Annotated in this window: 18 protein-coding genes and 1 tRNA gene; 4 read left to right on the top strand and 15 right to left on the bottom strand. The window is 67.3% G+C overall.

Annotated features, from left to right (window positions below; genetic code table 11):
• Positions 1 to 8: 8 nt before the first annotated feature.
• From HDC95_RS16000 to HDC95_RS16025, 6 genes are read right to left on the bottom strand one after another with little or no spacing between them, the layout of a single operon-like run.
• A complete protein-coding gene (locus tag HDC95_RS16000; RefSeq protein WP_259064648.1) occupies positions 9 to 1,751 on the bottom strand; it encodes a serine/threonine-protein kinase in 1,743 nt (580 codons plus the stop codon).
• Positions 1,748 to 3,205 (bottom strand): penicillin-binding protein 2, encoded by a 1,458-nt coding sequence (locus HDC95_RS16005; protein ID WP_259064649.1) that lies wholly within the window; start codon positions 3,203 to 3,205, stop codon positions 1,748 to 1,750. Before HDC95_RS16005 ends, HDC95_RS16000 begins: the two co-directional genes overlap by 4 nt.
• On the bottom strand, positions 3,202 to 4,587 hold the full coding sequence (locus HDC95_RS16010; protein ID WP_259064731.1) for an FtsW/RodA/SpoVE family cell cycle protein: 1,386 nt from the start codon (positions 4,585 to 4,587) through the stop codon (positions 3,202 to 3,204). The genes HDC95_RS16005 and HDC95_RS16010 overlap by 4 nt, the downstream gene beginning before the upstream one ends.
• The gene (locus HDC95_RS16015) at positions 4,587 to 5,918 is read right to left on the bottom strand and encodes a PP2C family serine/threonine-protein phosphatase (RefSeq protein WP_259064650.1); all 1,332 of its coding nucleotides are present in this window, start codon (positions 5,916 to 5,918) and stop codon (positions 4,587 to 4,589) included. Before HDC95_RS16015 ends, HDC95_RS16010 begins: the two co-directional genes overlap by 1 nt.
• A gap of 7 nt (positions 5,919 to 5,925) precedes the next feature.
• Positions 5,926 to 6,441 carry an FHA domain-containing protein gene (locus HDC95_RS16020; protein WP_259064652.1) on the bottom strand — a complete coding sequence of 172 codons (516 nt, stop codon included), beginning with the start codon at positions 6,439 to 6,441 and terminating at the stop codon, positions 5,926 to 5,928.
• Complete coding sequence (locus HDC95_RS16025) at positions 6,438 to 7,148, bottom strand: DUF3662 and FHA domain-containing protein (RefSeq protein ID WP_259064654.1); 711 nt, start codon at positions 7,146 to 7,148, stop codon at positions 6,438 to 6,440. Before HDC95_RS16025 ends, HDC95_RS16020 begins: the two co-directional genes overlap by 4 nt.
• A 197-nt stretch (positions 7,149 to 7,345) precedes the next feature.
• Here HDC95_RS16025 and HDC95_RS16030 point away from each other — a divergent pair.
• A tRNA-Leu gene (locus HDC95_RS16030) sits at positions 7,346 to 7,428 on the top strand.
• A gap of 72 nt (positions 7,429 to 7,500) precedes the next feature.
• On the opposite strand, the gene HDC95_RS16035 is transcribed toward HDC95_RS16030, so the two are convergent.
• From HDC95_RS16035 to HDC95_RS16050, 4 genes are read right to left on the bottom strand one after another with little or no spacing between them, the layout of a single operon-like run.
• Complete coding sequence (locus HDC95_RS16035) at positions 7,501 to 8,391, bottom strand: hypothetical protein (protein ID WP_259064655.1); 891 nt, start codon at positions 8,389 to 8,391, stop codon at positions 7,501 to 7,503.
• Between the two features lie 5 nt (positions 8,392 to 8,396).
• Entirely contained in the window at positions 8,397 to 9,089 is a 693-nt protein-coding gene (locus tag HDC95_RS16040) for an aspartate/glutamate racemase family protein (RefSeq protein WP_259064657.1), read from the bottom strand.
• A 16-nt stretch (positions 9,090 to 9,105) separates the two neighbouring features.
• Positions 9,106 to 9,708: a response regulator transcription factor gene (locus HDC95_RS16045; protein ID WP_259064658.1), complete on the bottom strand. Its 603-nt coding sequence runs from the start codon at positions 9,706 to 9,708 to the stop codon at positions 9,106 to 9,108.
• On the bottom strand, positions 9,705 to 10,925 hold the full coding sequence (locus HDC95_RS16050; protein ID WP_259064659.1) for a sensor histidine kinase: 1,221 nt from the start codon (positions 10,923 to 10,925) through the stop codon (positions 9,705 to 9,707). Before HDC95_RS16050 ends, HDC95_RS16045 begins: the two co-directional genes overlap by 4 nt.
• Before the next feature lie 157 nt (positions 10,926 to 11,082).
• Between HDC95_RS16050 and HDC95_RS16055 the strand changes: the two genes are divergently transcribed.
• Positions 11,083 to 11,634 (top strand): small multidrug efflux protein, encoded by a 552-nt coding sequence (locus HDC95_RS16055; protein WP_259064661.1) that lies wholly within the window; start codon positions 11,083 to 11,085, stop codon positions 11,632 to 11,634.
• A gap of 57 nt (positions 11,635 to 11,691) precedes the next feature.
• On the opposite strand, the gene HDC95_RS16060 is transcribed toward HDC95_RS16055, so the two are convergent.
• Positions 11,692 to 12,783, bottom strand: coding sequence for a YbdK family carboxylate-amine ligase (locus HDC95_RS16060; RefSeq protein ID WP_259064662.1), 1,092 nt, complete (start codon positions 12,781 to 12,783; stop codon positions 11,692 to 11,694).
• A gap of 33 nt (positions 12,784 to 12,816) precedes the next feature.
• The gene (locus HDC95_RS16065) at positions 12,817 to 12,990 is read right to left on the bottom strand and encodes a CsbD family protein (RefSeq protein WP_259064663.1); all 174 of its coding nucleotides are present in this window, start codon (positions 12,988 to 12,990) and stop codon (positions 12,817 to 12,819) included.
• A 733-nt stretch (positions 12,991 to 13,723) separates the two neighbouring features.
• Here HDC95_RS16065 and HDC95_RS16070 point away from each other — a divergent pair.
• Positions 13,724 to 13,930, top strand: coding sequence for a cold-shock protein (locus tag HDC95_RS16070; RefSeq protein ID WP_033105552.1), 207 nt, complete (start codon positions 13,724 to 13,726; stop codon positions 13,928 to 13,930).
• Between the two features lie 69 nt (positions 13,931 to 13,999).
• Here HDC95_RS16070 and HDC95_RS16075 read toward each other — a convergent pair whose 3' ends face one another.
• The 3 genes from HDC95_RS16075 to HDC95_RS16085 are packed head-to-tail and all read right to left on the bottom strand — an operon-like array spanning position 14,000 to position 16,657.
• Positions 14,000 to 14,668 carry an HAD hydrolase-like protein gene (locus HDC95_RS16075; RefSeq protein ID WP_259064664.1) on the bottom strand — a complete coding sequence of 223 codons (669 nt, stop codon included), beginning with the start codon at positions 14,666 to 14,668 and terminating at the stop codon, positions 14,000 to 14,002.
• Positions 14,669 to 14,722: 54 nt separating this feature from the next.
• Positions 14,723 to 15,418: an endonuclease NucS gene (gene nucS, locus HDC95_RS16080; RefSeq protein ID WP_259064665.1), complete on the bottom strand. Its 696-nt coding sequence runs from the start codon at positions 15,416 to 15,418 to the stop codon at positions 14,723 to 14,725.
• A gap of 9 nt (positions 15,419 to 15,427) precedes the next feature.
• A complete protein-coding gene (locus HDC95_RS16085) occupies positions 15,428 to 16,657 on the bottom strand; it encodes an MFS transporter (RefSeq protein ID WP_259064666.1) in 1,230 nt (409 codons plus the stop codon).
• A gap of 59 nt (positions 16,658 to 16,716) precedes the next feature.
• On the opposite strand from HDC95_RS16085, the gene HDC95_RS16090 reads away from it, so the two are divergent.
• Entirely contained in the window at positions 16,717 to 17,793 is a 1,077-nt protein-coding gene (locus HDC95_RS16090; RefSeq protein ID WP_259064667.1) for a LacI family DNA-binding transcriptional regulator, read from the top strand.
• Positions 17,794 to 17,800: the final 7 nt, after the last annotated feature.

Genomic DNA, 17,800 nt, shown 5'->3' on the forward strand with positions numbered 1-17,800 from the left:
GATGACTCTCAGCCTTCGGGGAGTTCGCCTTCATCGCCCGGGAGGATGCTCGCAGGCTGGATCGTCACGGAGAGCGGCGGGGACGACGGCGTCACGCGCTCGTCGCCACTGGCGCACGTCGCCGTGTAGGTCGCGATCATCTGCTGACCTTCAGCATCGGCGACCACGACCTCGGCGCTGCGCTGCGTCGGCGGGAAGTTCGGACCCCCCGACACGAAGGAGCCGTTGGAGAGCTGCACCGTGTAGCGGGTGAGGTTAGTGCCGCTGGGGCACACGAAGTCGCTGCCCCACGACAGCGTCACGGTTCCGCCGGCAGTGGGCTCGCCGGAGATCGCGGGAGCATCCGTCGGCGCCGGAAGTGCGGCGCGCTCGCCGTAGGTGGTCAGCGTCATCGCCTGATCGACGGAGACGTTGCCGAGCGGCTCGACCTTGTACACCTTGCCGACTTGATCGTCGGATCCGGCAGGATCGCCGGTGACGCAGGTGACGTCGGAGAAGCCGTTGTCCGTCAGGGTCGTGGTCGCAGCGGAGCAGTCGAGGCCGACCAGGTTCAGTGACGCCACATCGACGCGATCCGGCTCCGGAGGGGGCTCTGGTGTAGGCGTCGTGGGCTTGGGCGTCGGAGTGTTCGCCGCGGAGGTGGTGTTCGTGGGGTCGGGTTCGGGGTCGCCCTGATTCAACAGCGCGAACACGGTGCCGGCGAGCACGATGGCGATGAGCGCGATCAGTGCGATCAGCGGCCACGTCCACGGGCTGCGTTTCTTCTTCTTGCCCTCTGCCTCTGCTTCTGCGCCGTCGGCGGGGAGAGCCGCGGTGGTCGGCAGGATGCGCGTCGTACCGTCGTCGCCGCTGGCGGTGAGGATGCGGGTGGCATCATCGCCGGCGACACCGCCGGTGGCGATGGCGGGCACCGCGATCGCCGCGGAGTTCAGGTCGCCGCGGCGCAGCGCCTGCGCGGCGCGTGCGACAGTGGCGGATGAAGACGGCCGGTCCGCCGGCTTCTTCGCGATCATCGCCATCACGAGGTTCTGCACCGGGATCGGCACGGTCGGCGGCAGCGGCGGCGGCTGCTCGTTGATCTGCGCCATTGCGATCGCGACCTGCGACTCACCGGTGAACGGGCGCTTGCCCGCCAGCGACTCGTAGGCGACGATTCCCAGTGAGTACGTGTCAGTCGCAGGGGATGCCGGGTGACCGGAGGCCTGCTCTGGCGACAGGTACTGCACGGTGCCCATGACCTGGCCGGTCGCGGTCAGCGGCACCTGGTCGGCGATGCGTGCGATGCCGAAGTCGGTGATCTTGACCCGACCGTCCGGAGTGATCAGCAGGTTTCCCGGCTTGATGTCGCGGTGCACGAGACCCGCGGCGTGCGCAGCCTGAAGAGCGGATGCCGTCTGGGCGACGATGTCGAGCGTCTTGTCGGCGCTCAGCGCGCCGTCGCGCTCGAGCAACGTGGATAGCGCTTCACCGGGGACGAGTTCCATGACGAGGAACGCGCTGCCGTTCTCCTCGCCGTAGTCGAAGACACTGGCGATGCCCTCGTGATTGACGAGTGCGGCATGACGGGCTTCGGCGCGGAAGCGCTCGAGGAAGCCCGGATCCCCCATGTACTCGTCCTTGAGGATCTTGATGGCGACGGTCCGTCCGATGACGTGGTCCGTGGCTTCCCAGACCTCGCCCATGCCACCGATCGCAATACGCGACTGAAGCTCGTATCGACCACCGAACGACACACCCTGCGTCGGCCTCATCTGTTAAGCACCGCCTCAATGACCTTCTTCGCGATCGGGGCGGCGAGCGTGTCACCGGATCCCGACTGTCCCATTCCGCCGCCGTCTTCGACGACGACCGCCACAGCTACCTGTGGATTGTCCGCCGGTGCAAAACCGGTGAACCACAACGTGTACGGCTCGTCGCCATCGTTCTCGGCCGTCCCCGTCTTACCGGCAACGTCGATGCCGTCTATTCTTGCACCCGTCGCCGCACCGTCTGCGACGCTCGCCGTCATGGCGTCGGTGACGGCGTTCGCGACCTCGGCCTCGGTCGCTCGACCGAACTCCGTGTTCTCGTACTGGCGGACCACCGAGAGATCGTTTCCGATCACGGCATCCACGAGCCGAGGATTCATCACGACCCCGTCGTTGGCCAGTCCGGCAGAGACCATCGCCATCTGCAGCGGGGTGGCCGTGACCTGACCCTGACCGAATCCGGTGAGCGCGGTCTGCGCGTCGTCGAGTCCGCGGGGATAACGGGAAGCCGTCGACTCCAGCGGCGTGGAGAACCTCTGGTTGAAGCCGAACTTCTCTGCCATCTCGAGGATCTTCGCGTCGCCGAGCTCGACCGCGAGCTCAGCCATCGGGATGTTGCAACTGAGACGGACAGCATCCGCGATCGTCACGGTCGCGCCCGAGCCGCACGTGCCGCCCGTCGCGTTCGAGACCTGAGATGAGGAGCCAGGGAGCGTGTAGCGAGCGGGGTTCGGGAGTGTCGAGTCGGGTGACCACTCCCCTGTCGCATAGGCGGCAGCGGCGACGAGTACCTTGAACGTGGAGCCAGGGGGGTTCAGATTGCCCGCAATGGCGCGGTTCTGCAGCGGGTTGGGCCTCAGCGCGTCGAGTTCGTCATAAGCGGCTTCGGCCTGTGAACCGCTGTGCACGGCGATAGCGTTGGCGTCGTAACCCGGGGTCGAGACCATCGCGAGGATCCGTCCCGTCGACGGCTCGATGGCGACAACGGCGCCCTGCAGATCCCCCATCGCCTCGTAGGCTGCCTGCTGAGCCGCAGCATCCAGAGTCAGCTCGGCGCTGAACCCGGTCTGCGCCTGGCCCGACACGATCCGTTCGATCTCCGCCAGGAACGCACTTGCGCCGGTTCCGGAGAGATCGGCGTTGAGTGCGTTCTCGATGCCGGTCGACGACTGCAATGCCGGATTGAAGAATCCGGTCACGCTCGACCACATCGGTGAATCGGCATACACGCGCTGGTACTGGAACTCGTCGTCACTGGCGACGGAGTGCGCGATCTGCACCCCATCGGCGATGATCGATCCGCGCTCGATCTCGTAGCTGTCGCGGAGCGAGCGCTGGTTGTTCGGGTTCTGAGCGAGGCTGTCGGCGTCGACGACCTGGATCCAACTCGCCGCCGCGAACAGGGCGATGAACATGAACAGCATCACGACGCTGAGCCTGCGGAGTTCCCTGGTCATCCGATCACCACCCTTGGCTGGCGGCGCACGCCGTCGGAGATGCGCAGCAGCAACGCCACGATGAGCCAGTTCGCGACCAGTGACGATCCGCCGGCCGCGAGGAACGGGGTGGTCAGGCCCGTCAGCGGGATGACACGTGTCACACCGCCGACCATGATGAACACCTGCAGCGCGATCGTGAACGACAGGCCGGTCGCGAGCAGCTTGCCGAAGTCGTCCTGCCCGGCGATGCCGATCCGCATCCCCCTGCTGACGAACACCATGTACAGAGCGAGGATCGCGAACAGGCCGATCAGCCCGAGCTCTTCACCGAGGCTGGGGATGATGTAGTCGCTGTGCGCGAGCGGGGTGATCGTCGGGCGGCCCTGACCGAGGCCGGTGCCCAGCAGACCACCGTGCGCGAGGCCGAAGATGCCCTGCTGCAACTGGTAGCCCGCACCCTTGGGGTCGACGATCTCTGGATCGAATGCGTACAGCCAGTTCGTGAAGCGCCCGTGGACGTAGGCGAGCACCTGCGTGGCGATGAAGACGCCGACGGCCACCATGGTGAGCCCGATCAGCACCCAACTGGTCTTGCCCGTGGCGACGTAGAGCATCGCGATGAACATGCCGAAGATGAGCATGCCGGTGCCGAGGTCGCGCTGCACCACGATGATGCCGAGCGAGATCAGCCACACGACGATCACGGGACCCAGCTCGCGCATCCGAGGCCAGGTGATGCCGAGGAACACCTTGCCGACGGAAGTGAGGCTCTCTCGTGTGCGCACCAGGTAGCCGGCGAAGAAGATCGCCAGACAGATCTTGGCGAGCTCGCCGGGCTGGAAGGCGAAGATGCCGCCGATGGTGACCCACACGTCGGCATTCGCCCCGGATGCACCGAGCCCGGGCACGAACGGCAGCAGCAGCAGCACGATTCCGGCGAGACCGAACATGTACGTGTAGCGGAACAGCACCCGGTAGTTGTGCAGGAGGATGACGATCGCGATGGCGCCCGCGAGCGAGATGCCGGTCCAGGCCAACTGCTTGGTGGAGTACGCCTCCCACCCTGTGTTGTGCAGCGCGATGTCGATCCGGTAGATCATCGCGATGCCGAGGCCGGTGAGCAGCGTCGCGATGGGCAGGACGAACGGGTCGGCATCGGATGCGACGATGCGCAGTACGACGTGCAGGGCGAACGCCAGCACGGCGAGTCCGCCGCCGATGAACAGGATGAAGGGGTCGATCAGTCCGAGCGCACCGAGCTGCACGAGGCACAGGGCGGCGCCGCTGATCGCGCAGGCGAACAGCAGCAGCCAGAACTCTCGGTTTCGCTGCGTCTGCGGCAGCCGCATCCGTTTCAGCGCCTTGATGACCGCGGTGTCGGCGGAGACGTCGGTGCTCATCATCCGGCATCGCCTCCTTCGGTGGCCGTCGGAACGGGAGTCGGAGCGGGAGTCGGCGGCGGAGTGGGCGTCGGCGTCGGCGCGGGCGTCTCGCCGGTGACGGCCTCGGAGCCGGCCCGCAGGCGATCCACGATCGCCATGGCGTCGGACAGCGACCGGGCGTTGATCGTGCGCTCCACGGAGGCGCGCTGGTACGGCGGAAGATCGGCGAGCAGGATGCCGGTGTCTTCGATCTCGGTGGACAGCGAGATCGGACCGATGCTCTGCTGCACGCCCTGGAAGATCACGACGCTGTTATCGTCTGCGCCGATGAAATACCGCGTCTGGGTCCAGTTGTAAGCGAGCATTCCCGCACCGGTGAGGGCGAGCAGCACGACGAGAAGTGCCGCGATCCATCCGACCCGGCGACGTTTCGCGCGCCGGCGATCCTCCTCGATGAGTTCCTCGAGGTAGTCGGCGGCCGGCTCGAAGTGCGAGGGTTCGTTCGCGGCCTGGCGCACCGGGTGCAGCCAGTTCGTGCGCCCTGCGCGGGCGGCCGGGATCAGCACACCGGACGGGTTGGATGCGGCGCCGACGATCGTCGCCGTGCCGGAGGAGACGGGATGCACGCCGCCGACCTCGACGAGTACGACCGTGACGTTGTCGGGCGCACCGCCGTCGAGTGCCTGCTTGAGCAGGTTGTCGGCGGTGCGTCCCGGCGGAAGGCCGAGTCGCATGGCCTTGAGGATGTGCGGTTCGTCGACGACACCCGAGAGGCCGTCGGAGCAGAGCAGCCAGCGATCGCCGGGGAGCGTCGGCATGACGAACATGTCCAGCTCGGGGTCGTGGTCCATGTCGCTGAGCACGCGCATCAGCACGGAACGGCGCGGGTGGTAGCGCGCCTCCTCGGGGGTGATGCGGCCCGAGTCGACCAGTCGCTGTACGAACGTGTGATCGGCGGTGATCTGGGTCAGCTCATCGTCGCGGTAGAGATAGATGCGCGAGTCGCCGATGTGGCCGATGACGGCGTGATCGTCGACCATAATGATCGCGCTGACGGTCGTGCCGAGTCCGGCGAGCTCCGGACGCTCCTTCGCGGCACGGATGAGGTCTCCCGCGGCGGTGGTGACGGCTGCCTGCAACGAGGCTTGGGCTTCGTCCACCTCAGGAAACGTCTGGTCCAGTCGCTCGAGCCGCTGGATCGCGATGCTGGAGGCGACATCGCCGCCTGCGTGACCGCCCATGCCGTCGGCGACGGCGAACAGGTTGGCGCCGGCATACCCGGAGTCCTGGTTGTTGGAGCGCACCTTCCCGGTATGGGAGATCGCCGCGCTCGACCCTTCGAAGACCATGCCGGCGTCAGGCTCGCAGCTCGAAGGTCGTGGCGCCGACCTTGACGGCGTCGCCGATGTTGATCGGGACCGGTGCTCCGGAGACGCGCTTCGCGCCGAGGAAGGTGCCGTTGGTGGAATCGAGATCCTGGATCGCCCAGGTATCGCCGCGCAGCAGCAGGCGCGCGTGGTGGCTGGACGTGTAGTCATCGCGGATGACGAGACCGGACTCGCTGGAGCGGCCGATGGTCATCGGCTCCGTGCCGAGAGGAAGCTCGAGTCCTGCCTTGGGGCCGGAGGTGATGACGAGCTTGGAGACGCTGTTGATGCGCGCGGCACCCCCTGCGCGCGGTGATGGCGCGGCCTTCGGCTTGGCTGCCGGAGCAGCGGCGGCGACCGGAGCGCCGGCGGCGGCCTCGGCCGGGAGCTTTCGCACCTTCACGCCGAACAGGTCGGCGCGCAGCGAGTACACGACTCCGAACACGAAGAACCACAGCAGCACCAGGAAGCCGATGCGCAGCAGGAGGAGGACGAGTTCACTCATCGATTCGCCCTCCCGGTTCCTGAGCCGGTCGAAGGGCGGTCGGCTGCCACGGGAACGACGCGGAAGATCAGGTCGGTGCGCCCGATCGTGATGGTCGTGTCGGTGGGCAGCGGGGCCTCGCGCACCTTCTCGCCGTTGATCTTGGTGCCGTTCGTGGACCCGAGATCGCGCATCATGGCACGCTCGCCGTCCCAGAGGATCTCGACGTGCTTGCGGCTGGAACCGGCATCCGCGATCGTGATGTCGGCGTCGCTGCCGCGTCCGATCACGCTGCGTGCCTTGGTGATCGAGTGACGGTGCCCGTCGACGTCGACGACGGCCTGCCAGCTGACGCGTCCTTCGACCGTGCCCGAGTTCACGCGCACCGTGCCGGTGGCGACTCTTTCGTCGGCTTCGAGGGCGATCGAGAGCGGGCCGGCGAAACTGTAGCCCTGCGCCTTGGCGTGCGTGTTCATCAGTGCGTGCAGCTCGTCGGTGAGTGCGCCGCCGAGTCCCTGCATCCGCTCGAGGTCGTCGGCGCTGAGACGCACGACGTAACTGTTCGGCGCGATGATGCGGTCGCGGCTGACGACGGCGGCCTTGATGTCGGCCTCGCGGCGGATCGCCGATGCGATCTCCACCGGCTGAATGCCGCTGCGGAAGGTCTTGGCGAACGCACCGTTGACGGCGCGCTCAAGACCCTTCTCAAAGCTGTCAAGTAGTCCCACTGGGCTCCTCTGGCATGGCGGCGGTAGCAACATCGTAGCCACGTGAACTGTATATGTGCCTCCCGGGCGTCATCTCCGGGGGTGGCCTCGGCTCGTTTCGCTGTACTGCAGCGCGGATGCGAAGTCCGGCACGGGTTCGGCGCACGCGAAAGTGCGTGATATCCTCGGGAAGTTGAGTTCTTCGGAACGAGACGCTCGCGCGAGTGGCGGAATGGTAGACGCGCTGGCTTCAGGTGCCAGTGTCCTTACGGGCGTGGGGGTTCAAGTCCCCCCTCGCGCACAGCGAGTCAGAACAGGCCCTCACCAGGCATTCATTGCCGGTGAGGGCCCTTCTCTTTTCTCAGAGTCTTTCTCAGAGCCCGAGCCGGTCGAACGGGATGCCCCGCACCACGCGCCGCCATGGGTGCTCGCCCAGCGACCACAGCATCCGCCCCTCGGGGTCGAGCGCGAGATCCTCGCAGCCGATCGGCAGTGGCACGTCGCTGCGTTGGGGCGTGGCGCCATCGCCATCCCATAGCGCCCCCGGCTGCAGCCCCCGCGACTGCGAGATGAATCGGCGGTCACCCCACTGCACGGCACCCTGCATGCGGGCGATCTGCGGAGAGCTCTGGTCGACAGAGACGAACGAGCCCTCGACATGGCCGGGAATCGTGAACTCGCCGATGCGCCCGAGCTTGTCGCCGCGGTACTCGCCGATGAGCACACGAGGCAGCGAGGTGCCGTGCGTGTCGAACATCCGACCCAGGAACGAGCACCTCAACGGCACAGGATGCACCCGCGTGCGCACCACCGCGAGCGCCACCGCACCGAATCCTCGTCCTCGCGCTCCGACCATGCGCCGCGCCGCCGCTCCCCGTATCCGCCGCGACTCGCTCATGTCGAACTCCCATATCCCCTGCCCCGTGGCGGCGACGAAGAGCCGATCGCCGAACCAGGCGAGGCCGCCGGCATGGATCTGGGCGGGGGCGAGCTCGCCGTCGTCTCCCTCGATCGTGAGGGCGACATCCAGGTGCCGTGAACGCTCCAGATCGATGAACGTCACGCGCGATGCGAGGTGCTGACCCGTCTTGTCTCTGCGGAACCAGCTCACCGCGAGCGTTCGCCGCCCCTGCCACGTGCCGAAGTCGATGCCCTGCGGGTACCACTTCGTCGTGTACGTGCGGGCACTGAGCCATTTCAGTTCGACGACACCGCGACGTCGGTGACGCAACGGGCGCCACATCGATCCGAAGAGCCCGAACACCGCGGTCAGTCTCCCATCGCAGCAGCGAGCGCGGCGTCGACGTGAAGCGAGGTCGTGGGATAGATCGGTACAGCGGCATCGCCCTCACCGATGAGCAGTTCGATCTCGGTGCATCCCAGGATGATGCCTTCCGCACCGCGATCGACGAGACCGTCCATGATGCGCTGGTAGCGCTGCCGCGACTCCTCGCTCACCACGCCGTGGACGAGCTCGTCGTAGATCACTTCGTGCACCACCCGTCGCTCTTCTGCGTCGGGAACGATCGTATGGATGCCGTGCGCCGCCAGGCGTTCGGCGTAGAACGGGCGCTCCATGGTGAAGGCCGTACCCAGCAGCCCGACCGTGCGCACCCGGGAGGGGCGGATGGCCTCGGCCGTGACGTCGACGATGTGCAGGAATGGGATGCTGACGGCATCCTGTATCTGCTCGGCGACCAGATGCATCGTGTTGGTGCACAGCACCAGCAGTTCGGCTCCGGCCCTTTCGAGCGCGAGCGCGCGTCCGGCGAGCAGGTTGCCGGCGGCATCCCAGTCGTCTTGTGCCTGCATCGCCTCGATCTCGGCGAAGTCGAGCGAATCCAGCAGGATGCGTGCCGAATGGTGGCCACCCAGGCGATCCCTGACGCGCTCGTTGGCGAGGCGGTACCACTCGAGTGATGATTCCCAGCTCATCCCGCCGAGTACCCCGATCGTCTTCATGGCATCACCTTTCACGTCAGATCCAGCCGCGTTCCTCCGCGACCAGCACCGCCTGCTGCCGGGTGGTGACATGGAGTTTTCCGAGGACGGTCGAGACGTGGTTGCGCACGGTTCCCGGCGCCAGAGCCAGCGTCCGCGCGATCTGCCCTGTGGTCTCTCCGCGCCGCCCCGCTCGCAGCACGTCGAGTTCGCGATCGGTCAGCGGACTGCGCTCGTCGCTCAGGGCGTCGGCCGCGATCTCGGGATCGACGTAGCGCGCACCGGCCGCGACGCGCCTGATGACCTCCGCGACCTCGTTCGCCCCGCGGGACTTGGGCAGGAAGCCGGCCACTCCCGATGCCAGCGCTCGCCGCAGCACACCGGGCCGCGCGTGCCGCGTCACGACCACACAGCGGATCGTGGTGCTGCGACGCAGCCGCTCGGCGACCTCGACGCCGTCGAGCCCCGGCATCTCCAGATCGAGTAGGCAGACGTCCGGCGTCAGCCGGATGGCCTCGGCGAGGGCTTCCGCTCCGTCGGCGCACTCCGCAACGACGTCGATGTCGTCCTCCAGTCGCAGCAGGGCGGCCAGCGCCGAGCGGATCATCGCCTCGTCGTCGGCGAGCAGTACCCGGATCATCGCGCTTCCTCCCCCGGCACACCGGCCGGAACGGTCACAACGACCGCGAACTCCTGTTTCCCCCGTCGCACTTCCAGGGTTCCTCCCGCTTCCGAGGCGCGGCGGGCGACGCCCTCGAGCCCTGAGCCGTCATCTGACGCCGTCTGGCCTGCGGCCCCGTCATTCACGATCTCGTACCGCCAGGACGCCCCCGCCCTTTTCAATGAGAGATGTGCCCACTTGCCCCCACCGTGTCGCAGCACGTTCGTCGTCGTCTCGCGGATGACGGGACCCAGAACGGATGCCGGAGCACGATCCGCGCCTGCATCGACGGTCGCCTCCGCCGATGTTCCGGCCGCGCGCAGCAGATCGACAGCGTTGGCGATCTCGTCGCTCAACGGCACCGAGCGGAATCGCAGCGCGAGGTCGCGGGTGCCCTGTTGTGCTTCGGCCACACTTCCTCGTGCCGCACGCAGCTGATCGAGCGCAGCATCCGGATCCTTCGTGATGAGGCGCTCGGCGAGCTCGAGCTGGAGAGCGATGACCTGCAGATGGTGGCCCTGCAGATCGTGCACGTCGGTCGCGACCCTGAGGCGCTCCTGCGTTGCGGCCAGGCGACTCTCCGACGCGCGTGCCCGATCGAGCCGCACCAATACGTCCCACCACCACAACGACACCACTGTCATGCCCGGGAGGATCATGGAGAAGGAGGACACGACCCCCCAGACCCTGAGCGCCTCTGCGTCTCCGGTGCGCTGAGCGTCGATCGCGACGAGTCCCACCAGCACCACGGTCGCAGCGAGCACAACTCTCAGACGTACCCCTGACTGCCAGTTGAGCAGCATGAGCGACTGCAGCAGCGGTAGGGCGCCGACGACCCACAGGCCGGAGATGGCTCCGGCAGTGAGTCCGTACGCAACGGTGACCAGCACCGGCAGTAGCTGCCTTCGCCACTGGATCAGCGGAGTGGCATCCGTGCGGTGTCGATAGTCGATCAGCAGGGCGATCGTCGACGCCACCCACAGCATGCCTCCGAGGCCGACGGCGATCACCGTCGCGGGAAGCCCGCTTCCGCCCTGAAGCACGGCCTGGACCGTGGTGAGGACGATGACGACCTCGAAGACGACCACCGCCGCGACCGTGTACCACCACGTGGCCGTGACGCCTCGCGCCAGTCTCCTCGCCCCGCGCTCGGCGGTCGCGGCGCCGTCTGGCTCGAGGGCGGACGCAGTGCTCATGTCGTCCACATTACGGCCATGACACATGTCACCCATGTGGCATGTGAACAGCCCGAAAGCCAGTGACAGCGCGGCACTTCTGCGCGACGGGCCGAACCGATGGACTGGAGTCACCGCCGGGGAGATTCCCAGGCCGTCGCAAGGACAGGAACATCCCATGAACCTCATCGAGACCTTCCAGAACCTGGTCGCCCAGGTGCCGGAGCTGGTGCAGCCGCTCATCGTCGCCCTGGCCGGCGCCGTGCCCTTCATCGAGGGTGAGGGTGCGGCCAGTATCGGCATCATCGGCGGCATCCATCCGGTGATCGCTGCGATCGCGGGGATCACCGGCAACTTCCTCTGCGTGCTGGTGCTCGTGCTGCTCAGCTCGGGCGCGCGCAACGCGGTGGTCACCCGCAATCAGGAGCGCAAGGCGCGACTGGCAGCGGCCGACGGTGCGAGCGTCACCGTGGTCGAGGCGGAGACCGACTCCGAGAGCGGCCGCAGCGCGGCCCGCAAGGCGAAGTTCCGCCGGGCACTCGACCGCTACGGCGTGCCGGGAGTCAGCCTGCTCGGCCCGCTCCTGCTGCCCACGCAGTTCACCGCGACCATGCTCGCAGCGACCGGTGTCAGCAAGGCGCGCGTCCTGCTCTGGCAGGCCGTCGCGATCATCGGCTGGACCACGATCCTCTCGGTCTTCGTCGGCAGTGTCGTCCACGCCGTGAGCTGAGCGGAAGGTCCTCTTCGTGAGGCTCACTGAGGGTGGTCGTGGGGGCGGAATGGCCGCTCACGCGGCCGCCGGCTGCGGGGTGCTGACGAGTGCACGAAGCCCGGCGATGCCGGAATCGCGATGTGCGGCACGCTGGCGCTCTGCGCCGTTCCCATCGCGGAGCACTCGTGCGAGGTGCTCGTTCACGAGCGCCAGATCGCCGCTCTCCTCGAGCGCCGGTGCGGTCGTTCGACGTAGCAGGTCGATCGCCGATCGGGCCGGGATCGGTTCGCCGGACACGGGGTGCATGAGCGTCGCGTCCATCCCCCACCGCGCCGCCGCCCACAGCGAGGTCTGAACGGCATCCGTCTCGTGCACGCTGCCCTCAGCCGGCGCCGTGAACACCAGGGCTCTGCAGAGCGCCGCCAGCAGCAGAGTGTCATCTGCGCAGAGCTGGGCGTCGAAGACCCGCAACTCGAGAGTCGGGTAGCGGGCAGAGATGCGGGCCGCCCATGACACGGATGCCGCATCCGGGATCACATGTGCGCGAACGAGTCGATCCACGGTGGCGTGGTAATGATCCACGTCGATGAATCGTGGCGGCGACCCGAACAGGGGCAGGCGGCGCATGATGATGCTGCGCCAACTGGCGTGGCCGGTGTCGCGGGCGTCAGCGAAGGCCGAATTGGCCGAGAGCGCGAGCAGTAGCGGAAGCCAGGGACGAACCGCGTTCAGCGCGCGGACCCTCGCCTCGGCATCCGGGATCTCGACGTGCACATGAAGGCCGTTCACGTGATGGGTGTCGCTGATCAGACCCAGCCATCGCGCGATCTTGCCATAGCGGTCGGATGCCGTCACCGTTCCCGCCGGGCCGACGCCGAACGGAGTGCCCATCCCGACCGCCACGGCGCGGTGCGCGCGTGCGAAGTCGGTGAGGGCGCTGCGGCACATCCGCAACTGCGATTCCGCCTCGGCGAGCGCCTGCACGGGAGAGGTAGCGAACTCGACCTGCGAGGTCAGGAACTCCTTCTTGACCGTGCCGGCGCCACCGGGGGGAAACGTACCCGTGCCACCGGTCAGCGCATCGATAGCTGCGCCACCCAGCGGCACGGGTACGAGCGTCTCCTCGTCGAGGAGGGCGAACTCCTCTTCGATGCCGAAACGCGTCATGTCAGTGGCTTCGGAAGAGGGAGAAGGGCCGCCTCAGTTCTCGAAGGCGTCCTTCGTCTTGTCGCCGGCCTTCTTCAGATCGGCCTTCACCTGGTCGGCCTTGCCTTCGGCTTCGAGCTCCTCGTTGTCCGTGGCCTTGCCGACACCTTCCTTGAAGTGACCGGCGACGTCTTCAGCGGTGTGCTTAGCCTTGTCTCCAATGCCCATTGATCCATTCCTTTCGTCGGGGATCGGGTGATCCGTGTGAACGACTCTCACACCGACATGGAGATTCGGCGACGGGGTTGACGAGCGCGGCGACGGCGGTTAGGGGCCGGCGCACGTGGCAGCCACCGCGGCGCGACCCCGCGGTTTCGGGAGGATGAGATGCCGGAGCGAACTCCGTGCTGTGCATCCCATCTCGTCCCGAAACCTGCGATCCACGCGGGATCATTTTCCCCGAACCTTCACCGGCCTCTTGTCCCGGTTCCTCCTGGACGAGGTCGTTCTTCGTCCCCTAATGTGAAGGTGCATGCGCACGGGGTTTCATCGCCACCGTCGTCCCCAACAGACGGAAAGTGGCTTCCCCAGAGCCGGCGATCCGCGCATGCTATGGGCCCTCTCGAGTAGTTCAGTCCCCCAATGAACTATTCGAGGGGGCCCTATAGGCCGATCATCGCACGTTTTTTAAGATTTGTCCCCCAAATGGGGGACAAGATCGTGGGTTTGGGGTTAGGGTGTTTCATGACGCACCCTCCGGTCGTCTTTGGCCCTCACCGCTCCCCCCGCGGTGAGGGCCGCACTCTTTTCCGGCTGATTCGGTCTGTCGGTGGCCGGTGTGACGCTCGTGCAACATTTGGATTACCTTCTGCTCCGGGCTATTCCGCTCCAGCGCTGCACAGATATTGTGGGCTTCGTCGGGGCACCCTGCGTCGACGACATTCCAGCAGAACGGCAGTACATGAGTACCCAAGGCACGGTCAAGTGGTTCAACTCGGAGAAGGGCTTCGGCTTCATCTCCCCCGATGACGGCGGCGCTGACGTCTTCGCGCACTACTCCGCCATTGAAGCAAGCGGCTACCGCTCACTCGACGAGAACCAGCGCGTCGAGTTCGAGGTTGCACAGGGCCCCAAGGGCCTGCAGGCCGAGAACATCCGCCCCATCTGAGGCGATAACACCGCACTCCCCGCGCCGGCGCGCATCAACAGCGTGCGCCGGCGGGGAGTGTTGTGCTTTCTACGGCAGAAGCAGCGCTCGCAGCGCGTCGGCATCGGCGACGCGGTATGCGGCGGCATCGCCCTCCGAGGGATCGCCGAAACCCCATTCCGCGAAGATGACCGGGATGCCGTGCTCCGCTGCGCCTTCGACATCATGATGGCGATCGCCGATGAGTACGGGCTTGGACGTGTCGACGCCCGCCGCGGTCAGCCGCTCCATCGCCCAGCCGACCACGTCGTACTTGCTGTCGCTGCGCCCGATCATGCCGCTGCGCGCACCCGAGACGGCGGCGAAGAGCCCGAGCAGGTCGTTGTGTTCGAGGATCGCGGTGACCTGGTTCTCGGGTTTCGTGCTCGCGGTCGCCTGGGGAATGCCGGCTGCCGCGACCGCACGGATGAGCTCCGGGACGCCGGGATAGACGTCGACCGAGGCCGCATAGCCGTCGCGGGCGGCGAGAGTGCGGTAGCGGACGAGCGCGTCCTCGGCCTGGGTCGCGCTCAACCCAGCAAGGCTCTGGAACGATTCGTACATCGGCGGCCCGACCCAGCGCGGCAGTGATGCGGGGTCAGGTGCCGGCTGGCCGAAGGATGCGAGCACTTCCATGAGACGAGGGAAGATGCCGGGAGTCGCGTCGGCGATGGTGCCGTCGACATCCCAGAGAATGCAGGAGAAGGGGGAGCGAGGCATTCCTCCAGCCTATGCGGACGGTGTCGCCCCACGGTCCCTGAGCCTGTCGAAGGGTCAGAACAGGCGCGGAACTCCGGACTCGATGCCCTTCATGTCGTCGTAGTCGAGCACGAGGCAGCGGATGCCGCGGTCCTCGGCCAGCACACGGGCCTGCGGCTTGATCTCCTGGGCGGCGAACACGCCCTGCACCGGGGCGAGATGCGGGTCGCGTCCGAGCAGTTCGAGGTAACGGGTGAGCTGCTCGACGCCGTCTATGTCGCCGCGGCGCTTGATCTCCACCGCGATGGCTGCACCCGCAGCATCGCGCACCATGAGATCGACCGGACCGATCGCCGTCGGATACTCGCGGCGCACGAGCGTCGCCCCTTCGCTGATGCGCTCGACCTGCTCGGCGAGCAGACGCTGCAGGTCGGCCTCGACGCCGTCCTTCTGCAGACCGGGGTCGATGCCCAGTTCGTGTGCGGAGTCGTGCAGCACCTCGTAGATCTGCACGCGCAGGGCGTCGCCGGTCTTCTTGTGCGTCACGCGCCACACGTCGATGACGCCGGCGCTCGCTTCTTCTTCACCAGGAATCTCTGTGACGAGGGTGCAGGGCGGACTCATCCAGTTCAGCGGCTTGTAACTGCCGCCGTCGGAGTGCACGAGCAGACTGCCGTCGCCCTTGTGCACGAGCAGACGTGTGGCGAGGGGGAGGTGGGCGTTGAGCCGACCCGTGTAGTCGACGGAGCAGCGGGCAATGACGAGGCGCACCCGACGAGCCTACTTCGTCGTCGTCTCGGCATTCGCCTTCTTGAGAGGTCGGGCGGCGCCGGATGCCAGACCGGATGCCGCGACGAGCGCGACCAGGATGAAGAGGGTGTTCAGCAGGCCGATGTGTTCGCTGATGAGACCGAGCACGGGTGGACCGCCGAGGAAGGCGACGTAGCCGATGGTGGCCGCCGCGCTCACGCGCGCTGCGGCCTTCGCAGGGTCGTCCGCCGCCGCCGACATGCCGAGAGGGAAGCCGAGTGAGGCCCCGACACCCCATAGCGCAGCGCCGACGAAGACGAGGGGGAGTGACGGAGCGAGGATGAACAGCAGGATGCCGCCGGTCGCCGCCACTGCGAGGATGCGCAGCACCAGCACGCGGCCGAAGCGGTCGACGAGCGGCCCGCCGAAGATGCGCACCGTCGTCATCGCCACCGAGAACACGGTCAGCGCCGCGGCACCCATGGCAGCGCCGCCGCCGTGGTCCTCGCTCGTGCCGAGGGCGAGCCAGTCATTGGCGCCGCCCTCGGCGAAGGCCATACCGAGCATCACGACGCCGAGCGCATACGTGCGCGGTTCGCGCCATGCGGACATCGCGACGTGCATGCGCTCGCGCCAGTGAGGCTTCTCGCCAGGCCCTTCCGGATCGAGCGTCGCTTCACGGTTCGGCACGTTCGCGATGCAGACGAACGCGCCGACGAAGATGAGGATGGCGACGACGATCGCGTGCATCGCCACATTGATGTGCCAGTTGGTCGCCGCCCAGCCGAGGCCGGCGCCGATGACAGTGCCGAAGCTGAAGAACGCGTGGAACAGCGGCAGGATCGTCTTGCCCGCCTCCTGCTCGATCGCGGTCGCCTCGACGTTCATCATCACGTCGAGACATCCGTTGCCGTAGCCGAACAGCGCGAGACCGATGACGACGACGGGGAACGACGCGAGCATCGTGGTGCCGACGCCGACCAGCACGAGGCCGATCGAGAGCATGATCATCAGCGACAGCATCCCTCGGCGCGCACCGGTGCGGGCCATGACCGCCGGACTCGTCGAGATGCCGAGGATCGATGCGATGCCCATACCGAGCAGCAGCAGGCCGATCTGCGCATTGTCGATGCCGAGCGCGATCTTGATGTCGGGCACGCGGGACGCCCAGGTCGCGATCGAGACGCCGCTGGCGAGGAAGATCGCGAAGATTGCGCCCCGCCAGCGCACGTACTGCGAACGAGTGAGGGCGTAGTCCATGGGAGATAGCGTATCGAATCGATTCGATCTTCGGAATCGGTCGGGGCTATCCTCGGAGGATGACACCGTCTGCTGCCTCGTCCTCCACGCCGCGTCGTGCGACGCTCGCGGACGTCGCCAGCGCGGCGGGCGTGTCCACATCCACAGCATCCGTCGTCTTCAGCGGCGCCACGAAGGTCTCAGACTCGACGCGCGAGCGTGTGCTCGCCGCGGCGGCCGATCTCGGATACGCGGGACCCGATCCGCGTGCGGCGTCGCTGCGGCGCGGCCGAAGCGGGATAGTCGCCGTCGTGCTCGAGGGTCAGCTGCGCACCGCGTTCCTCGACCCTGTGACGATTCCGATGATGGACGGGCTCACCGACGGTCTCGCCTCACTCGGCGCGGGAGTGCTGCTGCTGCGCGACGAGCCGGGGGAGGGCGAGGTATCGGCGTTGACGACGGCACCTGTCGATGCCGTCGTGCTGATCGGATGCTCTGGACGAGCCCGAGCGTCGCTGGAGATCGCGCGCGTCAGAGGACTCCCGGTCGTCGTGATCGAAGGCGACGCGGGGGAGGGGATCCCGCAGATCACACTCGATAACCGCGAGGCGGCCGCCGAAGTCGCCAGGCACGTCAGGGATCTCGGGCATGAGCGCGTCGCCGCCGTGACGCTGCCGCTCGACAGCGATCGCGTCCGCGGTCGCATCACCGAAGAGCGGCTGGAGCGCGCGACGATCGACGTCACACTGGAGCGGCTGGCCGGCCTTCGGGATGTCTACCCCGAAGTGATCGCGGTCTCGGCCGGCAGCAGTTCGATCGACGACGGCGTGATCGCCGGGCGCGCGCTGCTCAGCGATCCTGCCACTCGTCCGACGGCGATCCTCGCGCAGAGCGACCTTCTCGCCGCCGGTGTGATCCGCGCGGCCGAAGACCTCGGCCTGCGGGTGCCGGATGACCTCAGCGTCGCCGGTTTCGACGGGATCAGAGTCGACGGCATCGGACCTCACATGCTCACGACGATGGTGCAACCTGCTTTCGAGAAGGGCAGAGCGGCGGGGGAGCAGGTCGCGCGGATGCTGCGCGGCGAGCTCGCATCGTCGTTGCACTTCACCTGCCGCTTCCGTGCGGGGACGACGACGGCAGCGCCGCTCGGCTGAGCTCTTC

The organism is Microbacterium sp. AK031 (genome assembly GCF_024807145.1).
In the GTDB taxonomy this organism is placed as follows: Bacteria; Actinomycetota; Actinomycetes; order Actinomycetales; family Microbacteriaceae; genus Microbacterium.

What these genes read in the sequence shown, in the direction of transcription:
- HDC95_RS16090 (WP_259064667.1), top strand. Translation starts at nt 16,717, where the DNA reads ATGACACCGTCTGCTGCCTCGTCCTCCACGCCGCGTCGTGCGACGCTC.
- HDC95_RS16075 (WP_259064664.1), bottom strand. Translation starts at nt 14,668, where the DNA reads ATGCCTCGCTCCCCCTTCTCCTGCATTCTCTGGGATGTCGACGGCACC.
- HDC95_RS16020 (WP_259064652.1), bottom strand. Translation starts at nt 6,441, where the DNA reads ATGAGTGAACTCGTCCTCCTCCTGCTGCGCATCGGCTTCCTGGTGCTG.
- HDC95_RS16060 (WP_259064662.1), bottom strand. Translation starts at nt 12,783, where the DNA reads ATGACGCGTTTCGGCATCGAAGAGGAGTTCGCCCTCCTCGACGAGGAG.
- HDC95_RS16015 (WP_259064650.1), bottom strand. Translation starts at nt 5,918, where the DNA reads ATGGTCTTCGAAGGGTCGAGCGCGGCGATCTCCCATACCGGGAAGGTG.
- HDC95_RS16070 (WP_033105552.1), top strand. Translation starts at nt 13,724, where the DNA reads ATGAGTACCCAAGGCACGGTCAAGTGGTTCAACTCGGAGAAGGGCTTC.
- HDC95_RS16005 (WP_259064649.1), bottom strand. Translation starts at nt 3,205, where the DNA reads ATGACCAGGGAACTCCGCAGGCTCAGCGTCGTGATGCTGTTCATGTTC.
- HDC95_RS16045 (WP_259064658.1), bottom strand. Translation starts at nt 9,708, where the DNA reads ATGATCCGGGTACTGCTCGCCGACGACGAGGCGATGATCCGCTCGGCG.
- HDC95_RS16055 (WP_259064661.1), top strand. Translation starts at nt 11,083, where the DNA reads ATGAACCTCATCGAGACCTTCCAGAACCTGGTCGCCCAGGTGCCGGAG.
- HDC95_RS16010 (WP_259064731.1), bottom strand. Translation starts at nt 4,587, where the DNA reads ATGAGCACCGACGTCTCCGCCGACACCGCGGTCATCAAGGCGCTGAAA.
- HDC95_RS16000 (WP_259064648.1), bottom strand. Translation starts at nt 1,751, where the DNA reads ATGAGGCCGACGCAGGGTGTGTCGTTCGGTGGTCGATACGAGCTTCAG.
- HDC95_RS16065 (WP_259064663.1), bottom strand. Translation starts at nt 12,990, where the DNA reads ATGGGCATTGGAGACAAGGCTAAGCACACCGCTGAAGACGTCGCCGGT.
- HDC95_RS16040 (WP_259064657.1), bottom strand. Translation starts at nt 9,089, where the DNA reads ATGAAGACGATCGGGGTACTCGGCGGGATGAGCTGGGAATCATCACTC.
- HDC95_RS16085 (WP_259064666.1), bottom strand. Translation starts at nt 16,657, where the DNA reads ATGGACTACGCCCTCACTCGTTCGCAGTACGTGCGCTGGCGGGGCGCA.
- HDC95_RS16050 (WP_259064659.1), bottom strand. Translation starts at nt 10,925, where the DNA reads ATGAGCACTGCGTCCGCCCTCGAGCCAGACGGCGCCGCGACCGCCGAG.